Source organism: Streptomyces sp. P17 (genome assembly GCF_032436805.1).
GTDB lineage: Bacteria > Actinomycetota > Actinomycetes > Streptomycetales > Streptomycetaceae > Streptomyces.
In genome coordinates this window covers 125,700-145,089 of record NZ_JAVRBF010000002.1, presented here as the reverse complement: position 1 = coordinate 145,089, position 19,390 = coordinate 125,700, and the positions used below count along the sequence as shown (strand labels likewise).

Annotated in this window: 14 protein-coding genes; 12 read left to right on the top strand and 2 right to left on the bottom strand. The window is 71.5% G+C overall.

Annotated elements, in window-relative coordinates; genetic code table 11:
• Nucleotides 1–2 precede the first annotated feature (2 nt).
• Together RMT89_RS01855 and RMT89_RS01850 are read left to right on the top strand one after the other, a co-directional pair.
• Entirely contained in the window at nucleotides 3–662 is a 660-nt protein-coding gene (locus RMT89_RS01855) for a histidine phosphatase family protein (RefSeq protein ID WP_315882111.1), read from the top strand.
• Between the two features lie 12 nt (nucleotides 663–674).
• Nucleotides 675–1,577: an ADP-ribosylglycohydrolase family protein gene (locus RMT89_RS01850; protein WP_315882110.1), complete on the top strand. Its 903-nt coding sequence runs from the start codon at nucleotides 675–677 to the stop codon at nucleotides 1,575–1,577.
• A 395-nt stretch (nucleotides 1,578–1,972) separates the two neighbouring features.
• Here the strand turns inward: RMT89_RS01850 and RMT89_RS01845 are convergent, their stop codons facing one another.
• Complete coding sequence (locus RMT89_RS01845; RefSeq protein ID WP_315882109.1) at nucleotides 1,973–3,520, bottom strand: MFS transporter; 1,548 nt, start codon at nucleotides 3,518–3,520, stop codon at nucleotides 1,973–1,975.
• Between the two features lie 184 nt (nucleotides 3,521–3,704).
• On the opposite strand from RMT89_RS01845, the gene RMT89_RS01840 reads away from it, so the two are divergent.
• The 3 genes from RMT89_RS01840 (at nucleotide 3,705) to RMT89_RS01830 (ending at nucleotide 5,819) form a co-directional block, all read left to right on the top strand.
• A complete protein-coding gene (locus tag RMT89_RS01840) occupies nucleotides 3,705–4,328 on the top strand; it encodes a TetR/AcrR family transcriptional regulator (protein ID WP_315882108.1) in 624 nt (207 codons plus the stop codon).
• An 82-nt stretch (nucleotides 4,329–4,410) separates the two neighbouring features.
• Nucleotides 4,411–5,112, top strand: coding sequence for a ribonuclease HII (locus RMT89_RS01835; RefSeq protein ID WP_315882107.1), 702 nt, complete (start codon nucleotides 4,411–4,413; stop codon nucleotides 5,110–5,112).
• A 68-nt stretch (nucleotides 5,113–5,180) separates the two neighbouring features.
• Nucleotides 5,181–5,819, top strand: a complete 639-nt coding sequence (locus RMT89_RS01830) for a hypothetical protein (protein WP_315882106.1) — start codon at nucleotides 5,181–5,183, stop codon at nucleotides 5,817–5,819.
• A gap of 220 nt (nucleotides 5,820–6,039) precedes the next feature.
• Here the strand turns inward: RMT89_RS01830 and RMT89_RS01825 are convergent, their stop codons facing one another.
• Nucleotides 6,040–6,666, bottom strand: a complete 627-nt coding sequence (locus RMT89_RS01825; RefSeq protein ID WP_315882105.1) for a hypothetical protein — start codon at nucleotides 6,664–6,666, stop codon at nucleotides 6,040–6,042.
• Nucleotides 6,667–7,124: 458 nt separating this feature from the next.
• On the opposite strand from RMT89_RS01825, the gene RMT89_RS01820 reads away from it, so the two are divergent.
• From RMT89_RS01820 to RMT89_RS01790, 7 genes are all read left to right on the top strand, one after another.
• Complete coding sequence (locus tag RMT89_RS01820) at nucleotides 7,125–9,281, top strand: RecQ family ATP-dependent DNA helicase (RefSeq protein ID WP_315882104.1); 2,157 nt, start codon at nucleotides 7,125–7,127, stop codon at nucleotides 9,279–9,281.
• Between the two features lie 203 nt (nucleotides 9,282–9,484).
• Nucleotides 9,485–10,945, top strand: coding sequence for a DUF4192 domain-containing protein (locus RMT89_RS01815; protein ID WP_315882103.1), 1,461 nt, complete (start codon nucleotides 9,485–9,487; stop codon nucleotides 10,943–10,945).
• Between the two features lie 498 nt (nucleotides 10,946–11,443).
• The gene (locus RMT89_RS01810) at nucleotides 11,444–13,492 is read left to right on the top strand and encodes a glycogen debranching N-terminal domain-containing protein (RefSeq protein ID WP_399497433.1); all 2,049 of its coding nucleotides are present in this window, start codon (nucleotides 11,444–11,446) and stop codon (nucleotides 13,490–13,492) included.
• Between the two features lie 174 nt (nucleotides 13,493–13,666).
• On the top strand, nucleotides 13,667–14,425 hold the full coding sequence (locus RMT89_RS01805; protein WP_188292918.1) for an NUDIX domain-containing protein: 759 nt from the start codon (nucleotides 13,667–13,669) through the stop codon (nucleotides 14,423–14,425).
• Nucleotides 14,426–14,561: 136 nt separating this feature from the next.
• Nucleotides 14,562–16,346: an ABC transporter ATP-binding protein gene (locus tag RMT89_RS01800; protein ID WP_315882101.1), complete on the top strand. Its 1,785-nt coding sequence runs from the start codon at nucleotides 14,562–14,564 to the stop codon at nucleotides 16,344–16,346.
• A 163-nt stretch (nucleotides 16,347–16,509) separates the two neighbouring features.
• Nucleotides 16,510–17,397 (top strand): FadR/GntR family transcriptional regulator, encoded by an 888-nt coding sequence (locus tag RMT89_RS01795; RefSeq protein ID WP_315882100.1) that lies wholly within the window; start codon nucleotides 16,510–16,512, stop codon nucleotides 17,395–17,397.
• 429 nt (nucleotides 17,398–17,826) lie between these two features.
• A complete protein-coding gene (locus RMT89_RS01790; protein WP_315882099.1) occupies nucleotides 17,827–19,362 on the top strand; it encodes an RNA polymerase sigma factor in 1,536 nt (511 codons plus the stop codon).
• The last annotated feature ends 28 nt before the right edge of the window (nucleotides 19,363–19,390 follow it).

Here is a 19,390-nt window from a genome sequence, read left to right as displayed (position 1 = left end):
GCATGGCACGACCACGGCGCATCGTCCTTGTCCGGCACGGCGAGTCAAGGGGCAATGTTGATGACACCGTGTACGAGCGCGAACCCGACCACGCACTGGCCCTCACCGAGCGGGGCTGGCGGCAGGCCGAGGAGACGGGCAAGCGGCTGCGTGAGGTGTTCGGCCGCGAGCGGGTCAGCGTGTACGTCTCCCCCTACCGCCGTACGCACGAAACGCTGCGCGCCTTCCACCTGGACCCCGAACTCATACGCATCCGCGAGGAGCCCAGGCTGCGCGAGCAGGACTGGGGGAACTGGCAGGACCGCGACGACGTACGCTTGCAGAAGGCCTACCGGGACGCCTACGGACACTTCTTCTACCGCTTCGCCCAAGGTGAGTCCGGCGCCGACGTGTACGACCGGGTCGGCGGCTTCCTGGAGAGCCTGTACCGCAGTTTCGAGGCCCCAGACCACCCGCCGAACGTGCTGCTGGTGACCCATGGCCTGGCGATGCGCCTGTTCTGCATGCGGTGGTTCCACTGGACGGTCGCGGAGTTCGAGTCGCTGTCGAATCCCGGGAACGCCGAGATGCGGATGCTCGTTCTCGGGGACGACGGCAAGTACGCGCTTGACCGGCCTTTCGAACGCTGGCGAGATCCGGAACCGTACGGGATCACCGGATAGAGTGGCAGAGCGATGACCGCTGATTCCTCACCCGACGGGCGCCTGGACCGCGCCCTTGCCAGCCTGCGCGGAGTGTCGGTGGGTGACGCGCTGGGCTCCCAGTTCTTCGTGCCGGCGAACTATCCGCTGCTGAAGCGTCGTGAGCTGCCGGCCGGCCCCTGGCAATGGACCGACGACACGGAGATGGCCTGCTCCGTGGTCGCGATCCTCGCCGTCCACCACCGCATCGACCAGGACGCTCTGGCCCGTTCCTTTGCCGAGCACCACGACTTCGACCGGGGCTACGGCCCTGCCATGAACCGTCTGCTGCGGCTGGTCCGGGAGGGCGGTGACTGGCGGGAGCTGGCCTCCGCGCTGTTCAAGGGGCAGGGCTCCTGGGGCAACGGCGCGGCGATGCGGATCGCGCCCCTGGGCGCCTGGTACGCGGATGATCCGGAGCAGGCCACCCACCAGGCCGAGATCTCGGCGTACCCCACGCATCAGCACCGCGAGGCCGTCGTCGGTTCCATGGCTGTCGCCGCAGCCGCGGCGCTGGCCGGCGCCCCGGGCGGTCCGCCCAGCCCGGAGGCGCTGCTCGACGGGGTGATCGCGCTCGTGCCGAAGAGCGCCGTCGGCGCGGGGCTGCGCCGGGCGCGCGACATGCTGGACTACGCCGACGCCGCCACCGTCGCCGCCGTGCTGGGCTGCGGTCGGCGGACGACGGCCCATGACACCGTGCCCTTCGCGCTCTGGTCGGCCGCGCGGTGCCTAGGCGACTACGAGCAGGCATTCTGGACGACGGCGCAGGTCGGCGGCGACATGGACACCACGTGCGCCATCGTGGGCGGGGTGCTTGCCGCGGGTAAGGCGGGAGCTCCGCCGGCTGAGTGGGTGGAGCGGACGGAGGCGCTGCCGGAGTGGGTTCCGGGAGTTTGACGGGCCGGCTGCTCCGGGGCCGGACGGAGCGGGTCTTGGGGTCCCGGGCCATCGGCAGCGGGGTTCTGACTGGGCTGACCCCTGGGCCCCACGGCGCGGAATCTGAGGGTCGCTCCAGCAGGCGGCAGCTGGTTTCGAAACTCTCCGTGTAAGTCGGGAACTCTCCGTGACCGCCTACCCGTTCTCCTGGCAACCGCTGTGTGGTCCATGGGCTCGCACGGCCAGGGGATGCGAAAGGGGGGCGGGGGGTGGACACGTACGTGGTGCTGAGGCTGATTCTTCGGCTGGTGGGCCTCCCATTGCCGGGACGAGTGCGGATGACCGGGCCGTCGCCCTCGCCGTTGGTCCCCCGGGCGAGGTCCGGTCATCCGCGGTCCCCTGCGGATCCGGCCGGATCAACCGGCCATGGGGCCCGCCGTACCGGCCAGGGCTTCCAGGTCGCTCTTGCGGACCTTGATCACCAACCAGGCGGTGGCCAGGGCGAGGACACCCATCGCGGCGGCCGCCACGAAGCCCATCGAGATGCCCTGGGTGAGTACCTCGTGTCCCCAGGGGCCGGGCAGCTGCTGCGTCTCGGCGAACTGCGCCTTCTGCTCCGGAGAGGCGTCGGCCATGAACTGCGGCAGTTGCTTCTCCGCTTCGTCCCTGCTGGCCGAGCCGAACACCGTGGTCAGGATGGACAGGCCGAGCGACCCGCCCACCTGCTGTGTGGTGTTGAGCAGTCCGGACGCCGCGCCCGCCTCGTGCTGGGCGACCCCGGAGACGGCCGTGATCGTCAGCGTCACGAAGTTCAGCCCCATGCCGAAACCGAACAGCAGCATCGGTCCCAGCACTCCGCCCACGTACGAGCTGTCGGCGCTGATGAGGGCCTGCCAGGCCAGTCCGAGCACGACGAGCGCCGAGCCGGCGAGCATGAACGGCCTGGGACCCAGCACCGGCAGGAACCGCTGCGACAGACCCGCGCCGACGGCGATCACCACCGTCACCGGAAGGAAGGCGAGACCCGCCTCGATCGGGGTGTACCCCAGCACGTTCTGCACGAAGAGGACGATGTAGAAGAACATCCCGAACATCGCCGCGGCGAGGCTCAGCATGATCACGTACGTGCCGGATCGGTTGCGGTCGGCGAACATCCGCAGCGGAGTGATCGGCTCCTTGGCCCGCCTCTCGATGAAGGCGAAGGCCAGCAGCAGAACCACCGCCGCCACGAAGGAACCGATGGTCAGGCTGTCCCGCCAGCCTTCGTCCGCCGCCCGGATGAACCCGTACACGAGGGACGCCATGCCCAGTGTCGAGGTCATCGCGCCCGCGATGTCGAAGCGGCCGGTGTGCCGTTCGGACTCGTTGATGTAGAGCGGGGTGAGGACGGCGATCAGGATGCCGATCGGCACATTGACGAACAGCACCCATCGCCAGTCGAGCCACTCGGTGAGCATGCCGCCGGCGAGCAGTCCGATGGCACCGCCGCCCGCGGAGACTGCGGCGAAGACGCCGAACGCCCGGTTGCGTTCCGGGCCTTCGGGGAACGTCGTGGTGATGAGCGCCAGCGAGGTCGGCGACGCGATGGCGCCACCCACGCCCTGGAGCACGCGCGCGGCCAGCAACTGCCAGGGTTCCTGTGCGAGTCCGCCGAGCAGCGAGGCGAAGGTGAACAGCAGGATGCCGGTCATGAAGACCCGGCGGCGACCGAGGATGTCCCCGGCCCGGCCGCCGAGGAGCAGCAGACCGCCGAAGGTCAGCGTGTAGGAACTGACGACCCAGGTGAGGTCGGTGGTGCTGAACTTGAGGGCGTCTTGAATGTGCGGGAGTGCGATGTTCACAATCGTCGCGTCGAGTACCACCATGAGTTGGCAGGCCGCGATGACGGTGAGTGCTATGCCGGGGTGGCCCTGCCTGCGGGCCGCACCTGGTTTCTGGTCCTGAATCAACTGAGAGGTTGTCACTATGGGTCCCCCACAAGTGCGTTAGTGAACGCTCGCGTTCACTGTCGCGTCAACGGTAGTGAGTCCCCAGTAGTGAACGCAAGCGTTCACTCAGCTTGTCGCCGCGTGTCGTTCCCCCTGTCGCTGCCGCGCGGTCTCCCTGAATCCCCCGAAATACCCGCTTGCTTGTTCGCTGGAGACGCTGATGGTTACCTCGCGCTGGACGGCCGCCCCCGCTCAGGCGGCCTCGATGCGCCGGCGCGGCGCCGTGCTCGAACGCGCGATCCTCGACGCCACGCTGGAACAGCTCAGTACGGTCGGCTGGAACGGCCTCACGATGGAGGGCGTCGCCGCCGGGGCCCAGACCGGCAAGGCCGCGGTCTATCGCCGGTGGCCGTCGAAGGAGGACCTCGTCGCCGACGCGCTGCAGGCCGGACTGCCGCGCATCGACGCCGTGCCCGATCTGGGCAGTGTGAGGGAGGACCTGCTCGCGCTGTGCCGCCTCGCGCGGGACGCCATGTACTCGCGCCCCGGTTTCGCCCTCCGTGCGGTCATTCACGAATGCGACCAGCTGCAGGCGGAGCGTTTCCACAGCGTGATCTACGACGGTGTCGTGGGGCCCACCCTCAGGCTCCTTCGTGAGGTCATCACCCGTGGAATAGAGCGGGGTGATGTGCGCTCCGACGCCGCCAACGAATACGTCTTCGACGCCATCCCGGCCATGATGATGTACCGGTCCAAGATGCGCGGAAGCGAATGGGGCGACGAGGAACTGGCGGAGATGATCGATCAGCTGATGCTGCCGCTGCTCCGGCCGAGCGGAGGCTGACGGGCTGGGGCGGAGGCCCTGACACCGTCAGGGGAAACCGGGGTACCGCCGGGTGATCCGGGCGGCGTACGCTAAGGGCGCCATGCCGTACGAACCGCCTACTCACACCGTCGAGCGCTCACTCCGCGCCACGACCGGAGCGAAGATCATTGCCGGTGTCGACGAGGTGGGGCGCGGCGCCTGGGCCGGGCCCGTCACCGTCTGCGCGGCGATCACCGGACTGCGCCGGCCCCCCGAGGGGCTCACCGACTCCAAGCTGCTCACCGTCAAACGGCGCACCGAGCTCGCCCTGGCGCTGCGGACGTGGGTGACGTCGTACGCCCTGGGTCATGCCTCGCCGGAGGAGATCGACGATCTGGGGATGACGGCCGCGCTGCGACTGGCCGCGGTACGTGCCCTGGAGGCGCTGCCGGTCCGTCCCGACGCGGTGATCCTCGACGGCAAACACGACTACCTCGGGGACCCCTGGAAGGTCCGTACGGTGATCAAGGGTGACCAGTCCTGCGTGGCGGTCGCGGCGGCGTCGGTGATCGCCAAGGTTCAGCGCGACAAAATGATGGCCGAACTGGGTATCGACCATGCAGACTTCGGTTTTGCGGACAATGCCGGGTATCCGTCGCCCGTGCACAGGGCCGCGCTGGAGGAGCGGGGACCCACCCCGTTCCACCGGTTGTCGTGGGCGTATCTTGATGCGCTGCCCCAGTGGCGGCACCTCAAGAAGGTCCGCAGCTGGGCGGAACGGAGCGTTCCGGAGATCGAGGGGCAGCTCGGCTTCGATTTCTGACCGTTCTGTTCGCACTCATGTGCCACCCGTTCACGTGAGCCGCACCAACGTTTGATAAATATCAGCCCATGCCTCTCATTCCCGAGGAGCCTCAGATTCACGAGAGTGCCCAGGGTCCCCGCGTCACGCCGGCCAGTGGCCGCACCGCGCCGACCCCCCGCCCCGTACCCGGTCCGCGTCCCGCGGCTCCGTCGCGTCCCGGCCGTCCCGGGCCCCCGCGGCCCACGGCGCCGGCGCAACGCACGCCCCGTGACCAGGCCCCGGCCAAGCCCGGACCGACCGATCCGGCTGCCCCCGTCTCCGCACCGGCTGCGGCGACTCCGCAGATCCAGCTGATCCCGGCCTCGGCCGAGGGTGCGCTGGACGCTGCCGAGGAAGCCGTCGACCTGTTGCTGGAGTCGGGCCGTGCCCCCGGTGATGTGCTGGTGATCACCACCGGCGAACAGCACCCGTGGGCCGCCCACGAAATGTCCTTCGGTGAAGTTTCCTACTGGGCCCAGCACGACGCGGGTGACGACGTCTTCTACGCGGACGCCGCCGTCGCGAGCCGTGCTGCCTCGCGTGCCGTCGTCGTGGTTGCCGTCAACGGCGGATCCGACGCCGCTGCCGCCACCGCCCTGCCTCTGGCCCTCGGCCGGGCCGGCGCCCTGCTGATCGTCTGCGGCGACCCGCAGCAGATCAACTCGGTGCTGGGCGCGGGCGTCTGAGCCGCTTCCGGTTCGTCCGGGAGCGGTCGGCGGCCTGGGTGCAGCCATGGCGGTACAAGCACGGTGGGGACTTCGTCGTGCCCGCGTGAGCGTTCGTCCGGTTCGACGCCGTCGGCATGGGTGTTTCGATGCGCGGGTCGGCCGATCTCCTCATGAGCCGTCCCGGGGGACGCACGAGTGCCGCTGTCGGCGGGGAAACGTTCCGCCGGTGCTGGCCGGCTCAGCGGGCCGCCGCGCGGCGCAGCAGCTCCGAGGCGGCGCCGCCGGTGCGGGGGAGCGGGGGCGGTGACTCGGAGGTGGCGAACGGCTCCGGTGCGGAGTCCACGTGGGGACGACGGCCGCCACGCCCTTCGCCGAGGACCTGCCAGCCGTCCCGGGTCAGCGTGATGTACGCGCCGCAGCGCAGGCCGTGCAGCGTGCAGGCGTCACGCAGGCCCCACATCCACGCCCCGTCCTCCTCCGTCCAACGCCCGCCGCCCTCACGGCAGTAGAGCAGGACGGCGGTGCGCACGGGGGTGCGGCGGCGCAGGTCGTGCGGGATGACCCGGCGCAACTGGTCGAGCAGGACGTTGCGGAACATCCAGCCGTCGGCCGGGGTCGTCCGGCGGGTGAACGAGGCGCTCGCCCGGAGTCGCTCGTCCGGGTCGAGAACGGCCACGATCGCGGTCGCCGGCTCGGGGCGGTGCCGGGAGTGCAGTCCGCTGACGACCTCGCGGGGGTTGCGCAGCAGGGGGATCCCGGCTGCGGCCCACTCCGCGGGCTCCAGCACACGGCCCGGTGTGGTGGTGGACAGGTCGTTGGAGGTCGACGTGGATGCCGCGGGGGACGGAGCGAATCCGAAGGTCACGGTCCTCCCTTCGGCTACGCGCCCACACTGCGGGCGGGGTGGAATCGGGGGAGCGCACACCGCGGCGGAGCCCTGCCGGACCACGGGCGAGCCGTGCGGGGAGCGGACCTCAATTCTTCCTGTCGAACTTGGTTGCGGCAACGAGCAATTGGGACGACCGACCGATATAGGGCGGTGTGCGTTTTATATCCCTACCCATTGCGTCACCTGGCGACGCGTGGGGCGCGAAGCTCTTTCGACGGGATGAAGAGCGGGCCGGGTGACTGGCCGGTTCTGCGCGCCGTACAGAGTCGCGCGCCTTGTAAAGCTGGCCATCCGATGACCTCGGTCGATGTACCCCCGCAGCCCGCGATCATGCCGCCGCACTGATCATGCGCCCACGCGCGCGGGGCACCATCAGCCCGCTCAACTCGCATCTGCGGTGGCTGACTGTCAGTGCCATCGGGTTGCATGGGGGTATGGACGAACTGGAACTCCGTGCCGAAGCCGATGCCGTCCTCGGGCAGCTCGTCGGCGACCCAGGAGCGGCGCGCCTGCGGGAGGACCAGTGGCAGGCGGTCGCCGCCCTGGTGCGGGAGCATCGGCGCGCCCTGGTGGTGCAGCGCACCGGCTGGGGCAAGTCAGCGGTGTACTTCGTCGCCACCGCCCTGCTGCGCCGGCGCGGCTCCGGCCCGACGGTGATCGTCTCGCCGCTGCTGGCGCTGATGCGCAACCAGGTCGAGGCCGCGCAGCGAGCCGGCATTCAGGCGCGTACGATCAACTCGGCCAACCCGGAGGAGTGGGACGCCATCCACGAGGAGGTCGAGCGAGGCGAGACCGATGTGCTCCTGGTGAGTCCGGAGCGGCTCAACTCCGTCGACTTCCGCGACCAGATGCTGCCCAAGCTGGCGGCCACGACGGGTCTGCTGGTGGTCGACGAGGCGCACTGCATCTCCGACTGGGGACATGACTTCCGCCCGGACTACCGCCGGCTGCGGGCGATGCTGGCCGAGCTCGCTCCCGGCGTCCCGGTGCTGGCCACCACCGCGACGGCCAACGCACGCGTGACGGCCGATGTGGCCGAGCAACTGGGGACCGGCGCCGGCGAGGCCCTGGTGCTACGCGGCCCGTTGGACCGGGAGAGCCTGCGCCTCGGCGTCGTCCAACTGCCGGACGCGGCACACCGATTGGGCTGGCTCGCCGAGCACCTGGACGAACTGCCCGGCTCGGGGATCATCTACGCCCTCACCGTGGCCGCGGCCGAGGAGGCCACCGCCTTCCTGCGGCAGCGCGGCTTCCCCGTGGCCTCCTACACGGGCCGCACGGAGAACGCCGACCGGCTCCAGGCCGAGGAAGACCTGCTGGCGAACCGGGTGAAAGCGCTGGTGGCGACCTCGGCGCTCGGCATGGGCTTCGACAAGCCGGACCTGGGCTTCGTGGTGCACCTCGGCTCACCGTCCTCGCCGATCGCCTACTACCAGCAGGTCGGACGGGCGGGCCGAGGCGTCGCCCACGCCGACGTACTCCTGCTGCCCGGCAAGGAGGACGAGGCCATCTGGCGCTACTTCGCCGACACCGCCTTTCCGCCCGAGACCCAGGTCCGCCAGACCCTCTCGGCCCTCGCAGACGCCGGACGGCCACTGTCCGTGCCCGCGCTGGAGGCGGCCGTGGACCTACGGCGCAGCCGGCTGGAGACCATGCTGAAGGTGCTGGACGTCGACGGCGCGGTCAAGCGGGTCAAGGGCGGCTGGATCGCCACGGGAGCCGACTGGGAGTACGACACCGAGCGCTATGCCTGGGTCGCGCGCCAGCGGGCCGCCGAACAACAGGCCATGCGCGACTACGTCGGCACGACCCGCTGCCGGATGGAGTTCCTGCGACGACAGCTGGACGACGAGGGCGCGACACCGTGCGGCCGCTGTGACAACTGCGCGGGCCCCTGGGCCGATTCCAGTGTTACGGCGGAGGCGCTGACGGGGGCGACCAAGGAACTCGACCGTCCCGGGGTGGAGGTCGAGCCACGCCGGATGTGGCCCACGGGAATGCCCGCCCTGGGCATCGAGCTCAAGGGCCGTATCCCCGCCGGGGAGCAGTGCTCCACCGGGCGCGCCCTGGGACGGCTCTCGGACATCGGCTGGGGCAACCGACTGCGGCCACTGCTGGCCGGGAACGCGCCGGACGGCCCGGTCCCCGACGAAGTCCTGCGGGCGGCCGTGGCCGTGCTCGCCGACTGGGCGCGCTCTCCGGGCGGTTGGGCATCGGGCGTGCCGGATGCCCCGGCCCGGCCGGTGGGAGTCGTGGCGGTGCCGTCCCTGACGCGCCCACGGTTGGTGGGCACTCTGGCGCAGGGGATCGCGGACATCGGGCGGCTGCCGTTTCTCGGCACGCTGACCTGCACGGGGCCGGGCGGCGCGCACGCGGTACGTCGCAGCAACTCCGCACAACGGCTCAGGGCACTGTCCGGGGCGTTCAGTGTCTCCGGGGAACTGGCAGAGGCACTGGCGAGCTCTCCTGGCCCGGTGCTGCTCGTGGACGACTACACCGACTCTGGCTGGACTCTGGCGGTCGCGGCCCGTCTGTTGCGGCGGGCGGGTAGCGGGGAGGTTCTTCCGCTGGTCCTTGCCGCGGCGGGCTGAGCATGCACGGTCGACCGGCCGGTCCGCCGCCTGAGGGCGCGATCGCCCGGACGGTCGGCCGCCTGATCGCTTGATCGCTCGGTCGGTCGCCCGGCCGCTCGGTACGCCAAGGGCGCGCCGCGCCAGGGGTGAATTGCCATGTCCCTGCTCGGAGTTATCCACAGGCTCAAGCGGAGGTTCGTAATCCGCGAGATCGTCAGGGCATGACGAATCACGGCGAAAACGCTGGAAACCCTGAGAACGCCGACATCGTGGGTCCCGAGACGCACTCCACGGACCCACTCGACTGCACCGCGTACGAAGGCCACGGCAGCGACCAGCAGGTCACGCTGCGGACCCCGGCCGAGTTGGCCGACGCGCTGCCGTATCTGCTCGGATACCGGCCCGAAGACAGCATCGTCCTGGTCGCCCTGCACGACCGGGACGGCCGCGGCCGCTTCGGCGGACGGGCCCGGCTCGGCATCCCCACCAACCCGGACGACTGGCCCTCCGCGGCACGGCAGTTGGCCCAGGGCCTGGTCGCGGGCAGCGAACGCCGGGGCACCCGCCCCCAGCAGATGGTGGCCTACGTCTGCAAGGAGCCCGAACGGGGCGAGTCCGGCCGACAGGTCATGGAACGCCTGCGGCCGCTGGCACAGAAGCTGCGCATCGAATGCGGCCACCTCGACGTACCGGTGATCGAGGCCCTGTGCATCTCGGAGGGCCGCTTCTGGTCGTACTGCTGTGGGAACGAAGGCTGTTGCCCCTCCGACGGCACCCCGATGGGCCTGCCCGGCACCTCCGTCCTGGCCGCGGCCGCCACCTACGCCGGACTCCAGGTCCGCGGCACCCTACGTGAGCTGCGGGCCCGGTTGTTCCCCTGGGAGACCGGGGCCGCCCTGGAACAGGAGATCGCCCTGGACACCGCCGGGATGGCCCTGGTCCCACGCATCCTCGACGAGACGAGCCGCGCGGAGGTCGCCGAGGAAACCCTGGAACTCGCAGGGCAGGTCATGCAGCGCCTCGCCGGAGCATCGCCCGTCTCCGGAACGCTCACCGCGGACCTCCGCGACGACCAACTGCTCACCCATGACGAAGCGGCCCTGCTCATCCTCGGCCTGCAGGACCGTACGACCCGCGACCGCGCCGCCGAGTGGATGGAGGGTGACGAGGCCGGAGCCGCCCTGCGCCTGTGGCGAGCCCTGGCCCGGCGCTGTGTCGGCCCCTACGGCGAGCATGCCGCGGCACCGCTCACCCTCGCCGGCTGGGTCGCCTGGTCCACGGGCGACGAACTGGAAGCCCGCGAGGCACTCGCCATGGCCCTCGGCGCGGACCCCGACTACCTCTTCGCCCGCCTTCTGCACCAGGCCTGCAACGAGGGACTGGACCCGGAGTCCGTCCGCCGCTGCCTGCGCGCGGAGCGCACCGGCCGGGCGCCCGCGGTCACGACTGCCGAGTCGACGCGCAGGCACCGTTCCCGGCCTGCCGCCGCAGCCGACAGCACGTCGCCCCGACCGGCCGGCAGGTCAGACCGCCAGTCCGGAACGAGGGTGCCGCGCCCGCGCACACCCGTGAGCGGCACGCACCCCGGCTCCACGCGAAGGCCCCGGCCCACGCGCGCCCAGGGCAGGCGGCGCGGCTCCTGTCAGGAGGGGACGAACACCGGAACCGAGGGGGAGTCGTGATCGTGCGCCACCCCGCATCCGGGTTCTACGCGAAGGCTCAGGCCCCCGCGCGCCCGGGCAGGCGGCGCGGCTTCTGTCAGGAGGGGAGGAACACGGGCACCGGGGGGACTCGTGACCGAGCGCGACCCGCATTCCGGCCGACCCCGTTCGGCCGCACCCGGGCGTGACCCCGAGGAGCGTCGCCCCGTTCACCTGAGTGGCGGAACGCCTGGACGGGCCGAGCCGCCGACCTGCCCAGGTACCCCCGGACCCCCCACCCGGCGCCGAACACGCCCCAGGCGCACAGAGCGCAGAGGAAGCCGCCCCATGCACCAGCCGACTCCGCCCTCCGCCGCCGACCACAACCGCCCGCCCGCCGCCCGACCCAAACCACCCTTCGGACCGGGCCGCGACGGGCCCCCGCCCCCCGAGGCCGGCGGGGCCGGAGGCGACCCCCGAATGACAGCCCCCCTCCTACCCCCGCCCCCCGAGGCCGGCGTGGCCGCAGGCGACCCCCGAATGACAGCCCCCCTCCCACCCCCGCCCCCCACGGCCGGCGGGGCCGGAGGCGACCCCCGAAAGACGGTCCCCCTCCCACCCTCACAGCCCCGCCGTCCCACCGACCTGCCCCCCGCCCACACCGCCCTGATCTGCGTCGCCCTCCCAGGCCTCGCCATTTCCACAGACGAAGGCCAGCTGACCGGACGAGGCCTTGAGGGCTTCTACCGAGGCGGCCGCCGCGTGCTCTCCCGATGCCAGGTGCGCGTCGCCGGACGCGAACCCCTGCCCGTGCACGCCGGGATGACCGCGGCGGACCGAGCTCGCTTCGTCGGCACCCTCCGCGCCTCCCCGGACGCGGGCCCTGACCCGGACATCGTCGTCGAGCGCGTGCGCCACGCGGACGGCACCGAGCGGATCACCCTCCACAGCTCCGCCCCGCGCCCCCTTCGTCTGCCGGTCGAGGTCGCGCTCGGCACAGACCTCGCCGACCTGAGCGCCATCGCGTCCGGCAGAACCGGCCCCGAACTGCCCGCCAGCGTCCACGACTCCGGCCTGCGCTGGACCTGCGCCTCGGGGAACTCGGCCGTCACCGCCGACCCCCCGCCCACCGACGCGCTCGCCTCCGCGGGCCTGCTGCGCTGGGAGTTCGCGCTGCCCCCCGGCGGCAGCGCCAGCCTGGAGCTGCGGGTACGGCCCGACGCAGCGGGACCCGTCCGGTCCGTGGGCCGGACCTCGGCGACGACCCCGCTGGCCCCCGCCCGCGCCGCCGGCGACCACCCCGGTGTCCAGCCACTGCTGCACACCTGCGTCGAAGACCTCCAGGCCCTGCTGCTGCGCGACCCCGCCCACCCCACCGACATCCACCTCGCCGCCGGAGCACCCTGGCGATGCGGGCTGGCACCTGCCGAAGCGCTGGCCGCCGCCCGGATGACGCTGCCCCTCGGCACCCGGCTCGCCGCCGGCACCCTGCGCACCCTGGCCCGCACCCAGCTCACCGGACCCGGCCCGCGGTCCGGCATGATCCCGGCGCCGCGCCGGGACGCGGGCACCCATCTGCCACCGAGCTGCACGGCCACGGAAGCCACCCTGCTCTTCCCGACGCTCCTCGCCGAAGCCCGCCGCTGGGGGCTCCCGGAGAAGGAGACGGAGGAATTGCTCCCGGCCGCCGAGAACTGCCTGACCTGGCTGCGGACGACCGTGGGCGACGACACATACCTCTGCGACCCCCACCCCGGCGGCCCGCAGCGCTGCGAAACGCAGGCACACGCCCACCGCGCGGCGCTGCTCGGCGCCGAACTCCTCGACGCCTTCGACAGACCGCGCGGGGCCGTGCTGCGGCAGTGGGCGAGGAACCTGCGGACCGCGTTCCAGCGGGACTTCTGGATCGACGACCGCGGCGGCGGCCGACCCGCGGCGGCCCGGACCCCGGACGGGCGGCTCGTACCGCACCTGGGCGCGGCCACCGCTCACCTCCTCGACACCGGCTTCCTCGGCGCCGGCCAACCGGCGCCCGCCCTGCTCGACAAGGTGCAGACCGAGCAACTCGCCCGACTCCTCGGCGGCCCGGCGATGGACTCCGGCTGGGGCCTGCGCGGACTGGGCGCGAAGGAGGCGGGGTTCAACCCGTTCGGCCACCGCAGCGGCGCCGTACGCACCCACGAGACGGCCGTCGCCGTGGCGGGACTGATCGCCGCCGGCTACGAGAAGGAGGCGAACGGGCTGCTGCGCGGCGCCATCGCAGCCGCCGAGGCCTTCGGCCACCGGCTGCCGGAGATGTACGGCGGACAGCAGCGCACCGACGGCAGCGCGCCCCTCCCGCACCCGGCGGCCTGCCGCCCCGCCGCCACCGCCGCAGCGGCCGGCGTCCTGCTGCTGACCACCCTCGCCGGCATCCGCCCCGACGCCCCCGCGGGCACCGTCACCCTCCGCCCCGCGGCCGGCGCACCCCTCGGGGAGATCGTCCTCACCGGCCTGAGAGTCGCGGGCGCCCCCTTCTCCGTACGGGTGGGCCGACTCGGCCTCGCCATGGTCGAGGAGGCCGCCGACGGCCTGCAACTGGGAGTGTGATCCCACCGGACAGGCCACCGAACAGCGGCCGGAAGACCGGTCAGGGACGGACTCGATCAGCCGACGGACCACCGAACGACAGACAGACGACCCACCACGCACCTAACTCGATCAACGGTCGAAGCGACCCGCGAAGGGAGTGTTTATCGTCAGGAAGACGACTATGATCGCCGCATGCCCTACGACCCGTCAGCCTTTCCGCCCTTCGCCGTCACCGTGGACCTGGTCGTGCTGACCGTGCGCCGCCATGCCCTGTGCGCGCTGGCGGTACGCAGGGGCGAACCGCCGTTCCAGGGACGCTGGGCCCTGCCCGGCGGATTCGTCAGGGCCGACGAGGACCTGGCCCAGGCAGCGGCCCGCGAACTGGCCGAGGAAACCGGCATGCGGGCCCACGATCCCGCCGTACCCGTCCAGGACAACGGCGCCCACCTGGAGCAGCTCGCCACCTACGGCGACCCCAAGCGGGACCCGCGCATGCGCGTCGTCAGCGTCGCCCACCTCGCACTCGCCCCCGACCTGCCCGCCCCACGCGCGGGCGGCGACGCCAGCAACGCCCGCTGGGCACCGGTCGAGGAACTGCTCCAGCAGGGCGGCTACGGCCGCGACGGCGAACCCGTCGCCCCCCTGGCCTTCGACCACGCCCAGATCCTGGCCGACGGCGTGGAACGCGCCCGCTCCAAGATCGAGTACTCCTCGCTGGCCACAGCGTTCTGCCCCACCGAATTCACCGTCGGCGAGCTGCGCCGCGTCTACGAAGCCGTCTGGGGCGTGGCCCTCGACCCGCGCAACTTCCACCGCAAGGTGACCGGCACCCCCGGCTTCCTCGTCCCCACCGGCGGCACCACCACCCGCCAGGGCGGACGCCCTGCCCAGCTCTTCCGGGCTGGCGGCGCCACCCTCCTCAACCCCCCGATGCTGCGCCCCGAGGTCTGAGACGAGCGCCGGGAACCCGCAGCCGACCGGGCCCGCGCGCGAACGGCGAACAAGGATCCGAGCGCACCGACTGCCGCCCGTGGAGCGGGCCTTGCGGTGCCCGGAAAACCGGACATAGCGCGCTATCTTGCTTCAGGTGATCCAGGCCTTCGGACTGACCAGCGACCCCCGCAAGGAGCTTCCGCCCGCCGTCGACGACGTCTCCTTCGAGGCACACGCGGGCCATGTCACCGCGTTGCTCGGTCCACCCGGAGCGGGCAAGACGACGGCGCTCAGACTCATGCTCGAACTCCAACAGGGCCGTGGGCTCACCTACTTCAGAGGCCGCCCCCTGCACCGGATCGCCCACCCCTCACGCGAGGTCGGCGTACTCCTCGGCGATGTCCCGGGCCACCCCGCCCGCACGGTCCGCGGCCACCTGCGCATGCTCTGCGCCGCCGCGGGCGTCCCCGTCCGCCGCGCCGACGAAGTCCTCGAAGTCGTCGGCCTAGTCAGCCTGCGCGACGAACGACTCGGCACCCTCTCCCGCGGCATGGACCGCCGCCTGGGCCTGGCCTGCGCCCTGCTCGCCGACCCCCACACCCTCGTGCTCGACGACCCCGCCGACGGACTCTCCACCCGCGAGAGCCGCTGGCTGTACGGCGTACTGCGCGCCCACGCGACCCAGGGCGGCACCGTCCTGCTCACCACCGCGGACCCCAAGGAAGCCGCACGCACCGCCGACCGAGTCATCACCCTGGACCAGGGCCGGCTCGTCGCCGACCAGGACGCCGCGGACTTCTCCCGCACCCGCCTGCGCCCCCGCGTCGCTGTCCGCACCCCTCACGCAGCCCGCCTCGCCGCCCTCCTCGCCAAGGACGCCCGCACGGCACAGCGCTCGGTGGAGATCGTCCGAGAGGGCGCCAACCGCCTCTCGGTGTACGGCAGTACCTGCGCCGACATCGGCGAACTCGCCTTCCGCCACGACGTCCTCGTACACCAACTCGCGGACGAGATCGGGGACATGGGGCCGAGGGCAGCGGCGAGGGAGGACGGGCAGGCGGAGGTGACGGAGAGGCCCGGCGAGGCGCAGGACGCCGGTCACACCGAGAAGATTCCGGGGGCCCCCTCCCCCCTCCCCTCCCTCCCACCCCCCATCTCCGTCCGCCCCGCCCCCAGCCCCCTCCGCCCCCTCCGCTACGAACTCCGCCGCGCCGCGGGTGTCGGCACCGGGTTCCTCACCGCGGCCGCGGTGCTCGTCGTGTCCGCGCTCACCGCGCTGGTGCTCGCCCGCATCGGGCACACCCCGCAGGCGCGGCTGCTGGCCGCCTGGCCGCGGGAGCTGCCGCTGCCGCCCGCGGCACTCGGCGCGGGGCTGCTCGGCGCGCTGGCCTTCGGGGACGAGTTCCGCCACCCCGCGCTGGCGGCGGACCGCGGCACGGTGCCCCGCAGGCTGGGGCTGCTCGCCGCAAAGCTCCTCGTCTCCGGGGTCATCGCGCTGTCGCTGGCCGTTCTGACGGTGGGGTGTGACGCCGAGGTGCTGTATCTCGTATACGGACGGGAGCTCGCGGAGGTTCCCGCGGAGTGGCTTTCGTTGAGCGCGAGTTGGATCGGGCTGATGGTCGGGTGTGCCTGGGCCGGTGTGCTGGCCGCCGGGGTGTTCCGTTCCACCAGTGCCGGGCTCGCCGCGGTGGTCGCGGTGCCCCTTCTCGTCGTACCTCTGATGCGCAAGGTGCTGGAGGGGCCCGGTGTGCGGTCGGCGGCCGGATTTCCGTTGCGGGTCAGGGAGGTGCTGCTGATGCAGTGGCCCTTCGGGGGTGAGCGGTATCTGGCGGCCGCCGCGCGTGTGGTCGCCCAACCCGTGGGCGGTGCGCTGATGTTGTCGCTCACCGCACTGCTGTGCGCATATCTGCTCACGACCCTGCGCGGAAGGGCCCGATGACGACCGTCTCTCTGCCTCCCGTGCCTGCGTTGCCCACAACTCCCCGTGGAAAGCCCATTTCTTTCCGATAAGGCGTCAATTGCGACGGGGTGAGCGATCACCCTTTCGTGTGCTTTTCACCAAAGACCTCAAGGGAGTTGGAGAGGGCGCCGACAAAGGATCCGTGAGTACCCTTGCGCACACCATGATGACCGCCGCCCGCGCCGCCGACTCCGGTCTCGCCGGCCCGGGCGAACTCGACCGCTACCCCTACGCCGAGGCCACTGTCGCCGACCGCGTCGGAGCCCGCTCCTGGGAGGGTGGGGACCCGGAGCTGGGCCGTGTGGGCCGACGCGCCGCGGGCAGCCGCGGACGCGGCCTGCACGGCCAACTCGTCCAGCAGCTCGGCCAGATGATCGTTTCCGGCGACCTGGGTGCCGACCGCCCGCTGGTTCCCGAGGAGATCGGCCAGCGTTTCGAGGTCTCCCGCACCGTCGTCCGTGAGTCGCTCCGTGTCCTGGAGGCCAAGGGCCTGGTCAGTGCCCGGCCGAACGTCGGCACGCGCGTGCGTCCCGTCAGTGACTGGAATCTCCTCGACCCGGACATCATCGAGTGGCGGGCCTTCGGGCCGCAGCGCGACGACCAGCGGCGTGAGCTGAGCGAACTGCGCTGGACGATCGAACCGCTCGCCGCGCGCCTCGCCGCCGGGCACGGCCGTGAGGACATCCAGCAGCGGCTGGGTGACATGGTCGAGATCATGGGCCATGCCATGGGGCAGGGTGACGCCCTCACCTTCTCCCGCGCCGACGCCGAGTTCCACTCCCTGCTCATCCAGGTCGCCGGCAACCGCATGCTGGAGCACCTCTCCGGGATCGTGTCGGCCGCGCTCCAGGTCTCCGGAGGTCCGGTCACGGGCTGTGACCGGCCGAACGAGTCGTCGCTCGCGCACCACGCCCGGATCGTCGACGCCCTCGCCGCCGGTGACGGCCCGGGCGCGGAGGCGGCGATGCGGCAGCTTCTCACCGTCCACCCAGAGGTGGAGCGCGTGGTGCCCGCCCCGCGCGAGCACTGACCGCGCCCCACGGGCGGCGCGGCCGGGGATGTCACCCCCCTCCTGTGGCATCGCCCGGCCGGCGAACCGCCTCCCGTCGGACCCCACAGGATCCGGGTGATCCTGTGGGGTCCGACGGCGCGGCGAGGCGGCGGCATGGGCGGCACAACCCGGGACGGAACACCCGACTGACCTCTTCTGTCCGTGTCTGACCGTTTTTGAGCGCTTACGGGGTGTGACTCGGGCCACGCAGATTGGGCGTAACGCTCGTGGGAACAGCGCGATGACCTAAGAGGTGACAGCCGCGGAGGGAATACGGACGCCATACAAGGCGCTGTGCATCTTCCCGGCCCCCGCCCGCACCGTCGGCCCATCCCCAGGCCGGTGGTCGGCTCCTGTCCACTGTGGACGGGGCCGGAAGCCGTTTTCCAACGTTCCGAGAGGTTGTTCGTGTCGGCCAGCACATCCCGTACGCTCCCGCCGGAGATCGCCGAGTCCGTCTCTGTCATGGCGCTCATTGAGCGGGGAAAGGCTGAGGGGCAGATCGCCGGCGATGACGTGCGTCGGGCCTTCGAAGCTGACCAGATTCCGGCCACTCAGTGGAAGAACGTACTGCGCAGCCTCAACCAGATCCTCGAGGAAGAGGGTGTGACGCTGATGGTCAGTGCCGCGGAGCCCAAGCGCACCCGAAAGAGCGTCGCAGCGAAGAGTCCGGCCAAGCGCACCGCCACCAAGACGGTCGCAGCGAAGACGGTGACCACCAAGAAGGCCATCGCCACCGCCACGCCTGAGGCACCTGCCGCCGACGCGGCCGTCGAGGACGAGGCGCCCGCGAAGAAGGCCGCTGCCAAGAAGACGACGACCGCCAAGAAGGCGGCCGCGAAGAAGACCGTCGCCAAGAAGACGGCGGCCAAGAAGACCACCGCCAAGAAGGACGACGCCGAGGTCGTCGAGGACGAGGTCCTCGAAGAGGCGGCCAAGCCCGGCGAGGAGCCCGAGGGCGCCGAGAGCGCCGGCTTCGTGCTCTCCGACGAGGACGAGGACGACGCGCCCGCCCAGCAGGTCGCCGCCGCCGGTGCCACCGCCGACCCGGTCAAGGACTACCTCAAGCAGATCGGCAAGGTCCCGCTGCTCAACGCCGAGCAGGAGGTCGAGCTCGCCAAGCGCATCGAGGCCGGTCTGTTCGCCGAGGACAAGCTGGCCAACGCCGACAAGCTCGCCCCCAAGCTCAAGCGCGAGCTGGAGATCATCGCCGAGGACGGCCGCCGCGCCAAGAACCACCTCCTGGAGGCCAACCTCCGTCTGGTGGTCTCCCTGGCCAAGCGCTACACCGGCCGCGGCATGCTCTTCCTGGACCTCATCCAGGAGGGCAACCTCGGTCTGATCCGCGCGGTCGAGAAATTCGACTACACCAAGGGCTACAAGTTCTCCACGTACGCCACCTGGTGGATCCGTCAGGCGATCACCCGCGCGATGGCCGACCAGGCCCGCACCATCCGTATCCCGGTGCACATGGTCGAGGTCATCAACAAGCTCGCGCGCGTGCAGCGCCAGATGCTCCAGGACCTGGGCCGCGAGCCCACCCCGGAGGAGCTGGCCAAGGAACTCGACATGACCCCCGAGAAGGTCATCGAGGTCCAGAAGTACGGCCGCGAGCCCATCTCCCTGCACACCCCGCTGGGCGAGGACGGCGACAGCGAGTTCGGTGACCTCATCGAGGACTCCGAGGCCGTCGTCCCGGCCGACGCGGTCAGCTTCACGCTCCTGCAGGAGCAGCTGCACTCCGTCCTCGACACCCTGTCCGAGCGCGAGGCAGGCGTCGTCTCGATGCGCTTCGGTCTCACCGACGGTCAGCCGAAGACCCTCGACGAGATCGGCAAGGTGTACGGCGTGACGCGTGAGCGCATCCGCCAGATCGAGTCCAAGACCATGTCGAAGCTGCGCCACCCCTCGCGTTCGCAGGTGCTGCGCGACTACCTCGACTAGGTCAATTCCTCGTAAGCGCCTCTGACCT